The sequence below is a fragment of the Maritalea sp. S77 genome, from assembly GCF_049801075.1.
Classification (GTDB): Bacteria; Pseudomonadota; Alphaproteobacteria; order Rhizobiales; family Devosiaceae; genus Maritalea.
Genome location: NZ_JBNAGG010000006.1, coordinates 139,479 through 147,500 on the forward strand (window position 1 = coordinate 139,479; position 8,022 = coordinate 147,500).

The following is an 8,022-nucleotide window of genomic DNA, read 5'->3' on the forward strand; positions in this document are numbered from 1 at the left end:
CGTGCCAAATGTGGGCGCCTTAGGATAAGTTGAAACAAACAACGCTTCGAGACGTTTTAACCCGTGCTTTTTAGGCGGATTGAGATGGGCGAGAAATGGAGAGTTGAGATATGAATATCGAGAAATATACCGAGCGGGCACGCGGTTTTGTACAATCTGCCCAATCTGGCGCCCTTTCTGCGGGTCACCAGCAATTTTCACCATTGCACCTTTTGAAAGTCCTCTTGGACGATAATGAGGGTATGGCGTCTGGCCTGATTCAGCGGGCGGGCGGCGATCCGAAAGCCGTCCATGCAGCAACTGAAGCTGCGCTGAAGAAAATTCCTTCTGTTTCTGGTGATGGTGGCCAACTTTATTTGAGCCGCGAAATGGCGCGTGTTTTTGAAACAGCCGAAAAGGCTGCGGATAAAGCGGGCGATAGCTATGTCACCGTGGAACGGTTGCTTTTGGCGCTGACCATTGAAAAAGACACGGATGCCGGCAAAGTTTTGGCTGCGGGCGGCGTCACCGCTAATGGCCTAAACGATGCCATCAATGATTTGCGCAAAGGCCGCACGGCTGACAGCCAAAGCGCGGAAGATGGCTATGATGCCTTGAAGAAATATGCCCGCGATTTGACGCAAGATGCGCGCGATGGTCGTTTGGACCCTGTGATCGGTCGTGACGAGGAAATCCGTCGTGCAGTGCAGGTATTGTCCCGCCGCACCAAAAATAACCCTGTTTTGATTGGTGAGCCGGGCGTGGGTAAAACTGCGATTGCCGAAGGTTTGGCCCTCAGAATCATCAATGGAGATGTGCCTGAAAGCCTGAAAAACAAAAAGCTCCTTTCCCTTGATATGGGCGCACTGATTGCTGGTGCGAAATATCGTGGTGAGTTTGAGGAGCGGTTGAAAGCGGTGCTCAATGAAGTGCAGTCGGAAGAGGGGAAAATCATCCTCTTTATTGATGAGATGCACACTTTGGTTGGCGCGGGCAAAGGCGACGGCGCGATGGACGCGTCGAATTTGCTGAAGCCTGCTTTGGCGCGCGGCGAATTGCACTGTGTGGGTGCCACCACGTTGGACGAATATAAAAAGCATGTTGAAAAAGACGCGGCCTTGGCCCGGCGTTTCCAACCTGTATTTGTGTCCGAGCCCACCGTGGAAGACACGATTTCGATTTTGCGCGGCCTGAAGGAAAAATATGAACTGCACCATGGGGTGCGGATTTCTGACAGCGCCTTGGTCTCTGCCGCTACTTTGTCGAATCGCTACATCACAGATCGGTTTTTGCCGGATAAGGCCATCGATTTGGTGGACGAGTCATCTGCCCGTTTGCGGATGCAGGTGGACAGCAAGCCCGAAGCGTTGGATGAGTTGGACCGCCGCATCATTCAATTGAAGATTGAACGTGAAGCGTTGAAAAAAGAAACCGATGACGCCTCAAAAACGCGGCTTGAGAAATTGGAAGCAGAGCTTTCTGATTTGGAAGAAGAAGCCAGTGCGTTGAATCAGCGTTGGGTGTCGGAAAAAGATCGGTTAGGTGCGGAACAAAAACTCAAAGAAGAGTTGGATCACGCGCGGACTGAACTTGAAAATGCCCAGCGGGCAGGCGATTTGGCGCGTGCTGGTGAGTTAGCTTATGGCGTTATTCCCGAGCTTGAGCAAAAAATTGCTGCTGCGGAGGCACAAGATGATGCCGAAGCTGACAATGTCACCGAAGCGATGCTGGAAGAAGTGGTTAGCCCTGCGCATATCGCACATGTGGTTAGTCGGTGGACTGGTGTGCCCGTCGACAAAATGCTTGAAGGCGAGCGCGACAAGCTGCTGCGCATGGAAGATGAGTTGGGCAAACGGGTGATCGGCCAGCAAGAAGCGGTGGCCGCCGTGTCGAAAGCGGTGCGCCGCTCTCGTGCCGGGTTGCAAGACCCGAATCGCCCGATCGGCTCTTTCATGTTCCTCGGGCCAACCGGCGTGGGTAAAACCGAATTGACCAAATCTTTGGCCGATTTCCTGTTCGACGATGAGACGGCGATGGTGCGGTTGGACATGTCTGAATTTATGGAGAAGCACTCCGTCGCCCGATTGATCGGTGCGCCTCCAGGCTATGTGGGCTATGATGAAGGGGGCGTGTTGACCGAAGCGGTTCGCCGTCGACCTTATCAGGTGATCTTGTTTGACGAGATCGAAAAAGCGCACACGGATGTGTTCAATGTTTTGCTGCAAGTGCTTGATGATGGGCGCTTGACCGATGGCCAAGGCCGCACGGTCGATTTCCGCAATACGCTGGTGATCATGACCTCAAACCTTGGCGCAGAATATCTTGTTGATCAGCAAGAAGGCGAATCGGTTGATCTGGTGCGCGGCAAAGTGATGGATAGTGTGAAATCTCATTTCCGTCCCGAATTTTTGAACCGGGTGGACGAGATCTTATTGTTCCACCGTTTGGCCCGTGCCGATATGGGTGCCATTGTTGATGTTCAGATGAAAGGCTTGCGCAAATTGCTTGATGAGCGCGACATTGCCATTGAACTCAGCCCTGCCGCGCGTGATTGGATTGCCAATGAAGGGTATGATCCAGCTTATGGGGCGCGGCCTTTGAAGCGGGTGATCCAACGCAGTCTGCAAGACGAGCTCGCCGAGCAAATTTTGAGCGGCAAGATTGTTGATGGTCAACGCGTGTCTGTAGATGTGGAAGGCGACAAGCTCGCCTTCACTGTCGATGGCACCAGCATTGACCACAATGAGGTGCCCGACGCCGCCCAATAAACTAAACCTCCTCCTCAACGATGAAGGAAGCCCGGTGCTTTATGTGCCGGGTTTTCTTTTTGCCAATTTCTGCCTAGTCGCCCGGCTGAACGATAATCGACAGAGCGATGACCACGACCTGCGCCACGAATGCCAGTAAGGGCAGATAATAGTCGCCCAGCACTGCCGAAGAAATTGCGTAGGCCCAAGCTAGGAAAGCAAGCGGGGTCACCGCCAAATGGGCTTTTTTGCTGGCACTGTCTGGCGTGTTTTTGATCACATAGGCGATGGTGACAGCAAAAAAGACAGCAATCAAAATGGCTGCACCGATCAGTTTTTCGCCATCGCTTAGGGCCATGGCAATCAATGCGGAATAGAGCGCAGTGAATGCCGCCAAAACTTCTGCAGGTACATATTTGGCAATGCGGTCAATTGCGCCGTCCTTTTTGCCGCTGCCTTCCCCTTCAGCTTTTGCTGAAAAATCCCGCCCTCTATCAGGCGTTGATGTTACCCATCTCGACATTAAAACCTCCCAAATCTCATTTAAAAGAATGCTTAATTGCAGCTTTTCTTTTCTTAACTGTCAATGGGGAAATGCTGTCGCCATCACTTTGTGGCTGAGGATACTCGGCACTCGCGCTGGATGACCGATTGCAGGAACAAGACATGATGCAAAACTCATACTTATTCCCGGTTGGCAAAAAGTGCGAAATTCTAGATCATTGAAATATATATGTAATTTTCGACGTTGCAAAAAAATTGCATAAACTTATCCCCGGGTGCTGGGGTAGATATATAATGGGCGTATCTTCCTTTGGCCGTGTGGGCTGCTGACGGGCAGTGACGGCGCATCGTTTGCGCGATGGGGGAGAGGTTGGGGCAATGTTTGGACGCAATCATTGTCGCCTGTCTTGATATCCGCCCGACACCGAGGGCCAATCCATTGAGATTGCGGGACTATTGGGTCAGCATCCCGGTTCCCTCAAGATAAGGTGCAAAAACCAACCGCACGAGGCGTTGATTGTCTCATTTATTAATTCGATGTGACCGAGACCGTTTGCGCCTCGTGCCCCACATTTAACGCTGCGCCAATTGGTGTCGGCGGTGTTTGTGCTGCCAGATTGACTCCGGGAAAGGTTCGGACTAGAACAAATAAAGAACATGTTAAGGAAGGTCTGATGAAGTTAGAGATTGATTATATCGAGTTTGAATCAGAGCAATTTGAGCAATCCAAGTCATTTTTTGAAAAGGCTTTTGGCTGGTCTTACGTCGATTATGGCCCAGACTATTCTGAAATTCGCGATGCTGGCGTCACAGGTGGATTGTCACGAACCGAATCGAGAGTAGAACCTTTGGTGATTCTGAAGGCTGATGATTTAGACGCCGCATTGGCAGAAGTTGAAAAGGCTGGCGGGGAGATTGTTGCGCCGATCTTTTCATTTCCCGGCGGGCGCCGTTTCCAATTCAAGGAGCCGGGCGGCAATGTGTTGGCGGTTTGGGCTGAGGGCGAGGAATAAACTCACGTCACGCCAATGGGTGTTTTTGAATCACGAATGATTTTGACCATTGGCGAATGGGCACTTTAACAGGTGGCAATTTCACGGCACCTCGCAAGCTCGGCTTGAGTTTGCGAGGTATGAGGATGTTTTTAACTGAAGTTGGGGCGGTGTTGTCGCCCTTTAAAAATCTGCTGTTTCTCACGGGCGTGTTGATTGGGCCCGCATTTCTGGCCTATTTGTGCCGGCAGGCGAACATTGGCCGGGCAATCATGCCGCAGTTTTGGGGCCGCGTGGGCATTGCACACTTTTTGATGATGACCGCCAGCGCGCATTTTTCTGATCCCGCAGCAATGGCGTCCATGCTACCAGAGATTTTGCCGTTGCGCGTGGAAATAGTGGTGTTGACGGGCGTTTTGGAAATTGCATTGGGGTTGGCTGTTTTGGTGCCCAAGGTGCAGCGGCTTGCCGGATTGGCCATTATGGCCATGCTGCTTGGTTTTCTCCCAGCCAATGTTTATGCGGCACTAATTTATGCGCCGTTTGGCGGGGCAGAAATGGGCCCGGCCTATTTGTTGGTTCGAGTGCCTTATCAGGCTGTGTTAATTGGCTTTGTGTTTTGGGCCAGTCAAACAGGTCCACGGCAAGTCAAGCGATTGGGCCAAGCAATAGTCTAATTGCACGCGCTCGCGATTCGTCATATTCTTGCGGGTAAGGAGTGCGGAACCGGATGGGTAAATCGACCAAAGTTGAGATACCAGAACAGCAATTGGCCGCGTTCGATCGGCTGGTCGAACGGTTTGATGATATTGAGCGCAAAGGCAAAACCGCACCTTACACCTCCGTCAACGGACATATGTTCAGCCTTCTAGCAAAGGATGGCACATTGGGCATTCGATTGGACAAGGCGGATCAGGCGGATTTTCGCGGACAATATGATAGCGGGGACTTTGTGCAATATGGTGCAGTGATGCGCGATTATGTGCGGGTGCCCAAATCGCTTCAATTGGACATTGATGCCATGGCGCCTTGGTTTGCCAAGGCCCATGCTTTTGCGTCATCATTGAAGCCTAAATAGAGTTTAAAAAGATTTTTTGAGTAACGCACTGGATGAGGAGGATTCTATGCGAATTGGCGATATTTTAGAGGAAAAGGGCGGCAAAGTGTTCACACTGTCAGAAGCGGCGAAAGTCGTTGATGCCGTGAGTATGCTCGGTGAGAACAATATTGGCGTGGTGGTGATCACCGGCGCTGGTGATCGGGTTGTTGGCATTTTGTCTGAGCGAGATATTGTGCGGCGGTTGCGCGAGCATGGCGCGGCGGCGTTGGAAAGCGATCTGGCCAAATGCATGACGCGCGATCCGTTTACCTGTTCCCGCGAAATTAGCGTTGATGAAGTGATGGGCACCATGTCCAAGCGGCGCATTCGCCATATGCCTGTGGTAGAAAGCGATCGGCTTATCGGCTTGGTTTCTATCGGCGATATTGTGAAGCGCAAGATTGAGCAGGCCGAGCGTGAAGCCGCCGCTTTGCGCGATTACATCGCCTCTTAAACCCGAATTGATGGCCTAGCGGCTGGCCTGTGCCACATTAAATGGGGTGCTTGCTTCGCGGGCCATCAGATCATTGATCTGCGCCATGGTTTGATCAAACTTCGGGCGATATTGGTTCGGCAATGATTTATCGCGTGGGAGGCGCACGCCAAGCGGGTCAACCGTGCGGCCATTGATTTTGATTTCATAGTGCAAGTGCGGCCCAGTTGAATAGCCGGTGGAGCCCACATAGCCAATCACTTGGCCCTGCCGCACCCGCACGCCGGGCTTCATGCCATCAGCAATGCGATTCATGTGGGCATAAGCGGTTTGATAGCCATTGGCATGGTTCAGCTCAACATATCGGCCGTAGCCTGAAACCCATTGGGCACGTTTCACGACGCCATCGCCACCCGCGTAAATCGGTGTGCCTGTCCGCGCCGCCAAGTCAACACCGGAGTGGAGCTTGCGCGTTTTAAAGATGGGGTGGATGCGGTAGCCATAGTTAGAGCGCAACCGCCCGCCGCCTTTGAGTGGACGACGAATCAAGAATTTCTTGCCGGTCTGGCCGTTTTCATCAAAGAAGTCGACGACGCCATCATCGGTCTGGAAGCGATACATATGCCGTTCGGTGCCTGCAAGCTGCAGGCCAATATAAAGTAATTCTCTATGGCCTTCGGCATCTGGCTCAGTTTGCAACAACTGGATCTGATCACCTGGTGAGATCTTTTTGGTGAGATCCAAATCATAGGCAAACATTGCAACGATTCGCTCAATCGTTGAGTCCTTCAGATCGATCTTGCGGCCTGTCTCATAGATTGAGCGATAGAGCGATGGCAGGTTTGCCACGTTAATCTCTTCGGTATCTTCTTCGGGCAATTCAATGCCAGGAGGCGGCGCGCCGAGCACATAGCGACCTTGGTCCGTACGCGCCACGGTCACAAGGTGGCGCTCATCGGCATTATAAAGGCTGAGCAGATAGGGAATTTGCGTTTCCGTGCCCGGCTCGAGGCCAAACAAAATTCGCATCCGGAAGCCTTCGCGCACTTCCGTGGATGGGTTTACTGAACGCATGGTCCGCTCAATGGCGGTCAACATTTGCTTGGTAAAACCGTTCTTCGCCAACACATCGGCGATGGGAGATGTTTGCTTAACTGAGATAATCCGCTCGGTCCGCGCAGTTTCGTTGGTGGACGCTGGCGATTTCGGCACAACGGATACGTTTTGTGCAACGGACGTGAAGCCTTCAGATGCGCTGGAGAGTTCTCGCAGGCCCGGCACATTCTCTGGCGCATAGGCCAACGCGATAGAATCACTGCCGGAAAATGCGCCTTCAACAGTGGTCCGCACATATTCGGCGGCCAGCTGGTCATTGATAGCTGGGGCGGGAGCCACATTAATATTGAGGCTCGCCTCTTTAACAGTGACCTCGCCTTCAACCTCGGCACCATAAATATCAGTATTAATGGTACGTGCATCTTCCGCTAGTGCGACAGGCTGATTTTTGCGCAGCAGCGCAATCGGGTCATATCTAGGGATGTCGGATGAAAGCGCCGTAGCAGAAGTGGCCAATGTCGCTTTGATGCGCTCGAACGGTTGGCGGCGAATGCGATCGGCGCCGTCAACATTTTCGCGAATGCTGGCTTCAATAATTTCACGATCAGACCGGGTTGCCGCCACCGGGCGCACACGGTCGGTCTTTTTGGTGACAAGCTTGCCGTCTGAACTTGGAGCGCTGTCTTCTACTGTGGTCGGTCCTAGTGCCGAATAGGGGGTCGCAAATGTGCCGCGCCCGTCAAAGGAGACATAGAGGGCGCTGGCCATAAGCAGGACGCCAGTAACGCCGGTTAGAATCGTGCCGCTCAACCAAGAGAGCGAAATCTCGCGCCCGTGGGGCATGTGGCCATTGGGTGAATTGAGTGTCAGCGCTGGGGCATCGCGATAGCCAGCAGATTTCAAAAGCATCTTATGCTGTTTGAATTGCACAGGTGTCACGCGGTCCGCTCCTTTAGCTACGCAAATTAGGCGCTTTTATATGGCACATATTTGAGGCAGGGCGCAAACTCATGTGAGCTCTTATATATAGAGTGCCCTAAAGTGGCTCTTCTTTTGCTGGGTAAATGAGGCAAAAATCAGTCGATTGGGGCGTGGAATGGGGGTCATTTGAACTCAGCGGAGATTGTCGGTATAAAAGAAGAGATAAAGCGCCCGGATTTCGGGGGTTTTGTGGGGTATGTCAAAAAAAGTTCATCTTTTTGAAAATGGGCT

At 52.3% G+C, this 8,022-nt stretch carries 7 protein-coding genes; 5 read left to right on the plus strand and 2 right to left on the minus strand.

Features of this window, described 5'->3' with window-relative positions; translation table 11 throughout:
• Window positions 1-110: 110 nt before the first annotated feature.
• Entirely contained in the window at window positions 111-2,747 is a 2,637-nt protein-coding gene (gene clpB, locus ACP15Y_RS16285; protein WP_424984171.1) for an ATP-dependent chaperone ClpB, read from the plus strand.
• A gap of 73 nt (window positions 2,748-2,820) precedes the next feature.
• Here the strand turns inward: clpB and ACP15Y_RS16290 are convergent, their stop codons facing one another.
• Window positions 2,821-3,249 carry a hypothetical protein gene (locus ACP15Y_RS16290; protein WP_424984173.1) on the minus strand — a complete coding sequence of 143 codons (429 nt, stop codon included), beginning with the start codon at window positions 3,247-3,249 and terminating at the stop codon, window positions 2,821-2,823.
• Between the two features lie 655 nt (window positions 3,250-3,904).
• Here ACP15Y_RS16290 and ACP15Y_RS16295 point away from each other — a divergent pair.
• From ACP15Y_RS16295 to ACP15Y_RS16310, 4 genes are all read left to right on the plus strand, one after another.
• Window positions 3,905-4,243, plus strand: a complete 339-nt coding sequence (locus ACP15Y_RS16295; RefSeq protein ID WP_424984175.1) for a VOC family protein — start codon at window positions 3,905-3,907, stop codon at window positions 4,241-4,243.
• Between the two features lie 125 nt (window positions 4,244-4,368).
• Window positions 4,369-4,899 carry a DoxX family protein gene (locus tag ACP15Y_RS16300; RefSeq protein WP_424984176.1) on the plus strand — a complete coding sequence of 177 codons (531 nt, stop codon included), beginning with the start codon at window positions 4,369-4,371 and terminating at the stop codon, window positions 4,897-4,899.
• A 53-nt stretch (window positions 4,900-4,952) separates the two neighbouring features.
• Window positions 4,953-5,300: a hypothetical protein gene (locus tag ACP15Y_RS16305; RefSeq protein WP_424984177.1), complete on the plus strand. Its 348-nt coding sequence runs from the start codon at window positions 4,953-4,955 to the stop codon at window positions 5,298-5,300.
• 46 nt (window positions 5,301-5,346) lie between these two features.
• Complete coding sequence (locus ACP15Y_RS16310) at window positions 5,347-5,775, plus strand: CBS domain-containing protein (RefSeq protein ID WP_424984178.1); 429 nt, start codon at window positions 5,347-5,349, stop codon at window positions 5,773-5,775.
• 15 nt (window positions 5,776-5,790) lie between these two features.
• Here ACP15Y_RS16310 and ACP15Y_RS16315 read toward each other — a convergent pair whose 3' ends face one another.
• Window positions 5,791-7,749 carry a M23 family metallopeptidase gene (locus ACP15Y_RS16315; protein ID WP_424984179.1) on the minus strand — a complete coding sequence of 653 codons (1,959 nt, stop codon included), beginning with the start codon at window positions 7,747-7,749 and terminating at the stop codon, window positions 5,791-5,793.
• Between the last annotated feature and the right edge of the window lie 273 nt (window positions 7,750-8,022).

Excerpts from the sequence above, each read along its gene's own strand:
- ACP15Y_RS16310 (WP_424984178.1), top strand. The coding sequence starts at position 5,347 with ATGCGAATTGGCGATATTTTAGAGGAAAAGGGCGGCAAAGTGTTCACA.
- ACP15Y_RS16300 (WP_424984176.1), top strand. The coding sequence starts at position 4,369 with ATGTTTTTAACTGAAGTTGGGGCGGTGTTGTCGCCCTTTAAAAATCTG.
- ACP15Y_RS16290 (WP_424984173.1), bottom strand. The coding sequence starts at position 3,249 with ATGTCGAGATGGGTAACATCAACGCCTGATAGAGGGCGGGATTTTTCA.
- ACP15Y_RS16305 (WP_424984177.1), top strand. The coding sequence starts at position 4,953 with ATGGGTAAATCGACCAAAGTTGAGATACCAGAACAGCAATTGGCCGCG.
- ACP15Y_RS16295 (WP_424984175.1), top strand. The coding sequence starts at position 3,905 with ATGAAGTTAGAGATTGATTATATCGAGTTTGAATCAGAGCAATTTGAG.
- clpB (WP_424984171.1), top strand. The coding sequence starts at position 111 with ATGAATATCGAGAAATATACCGAGCGGGCACGCGGTTTTGTACAATCT.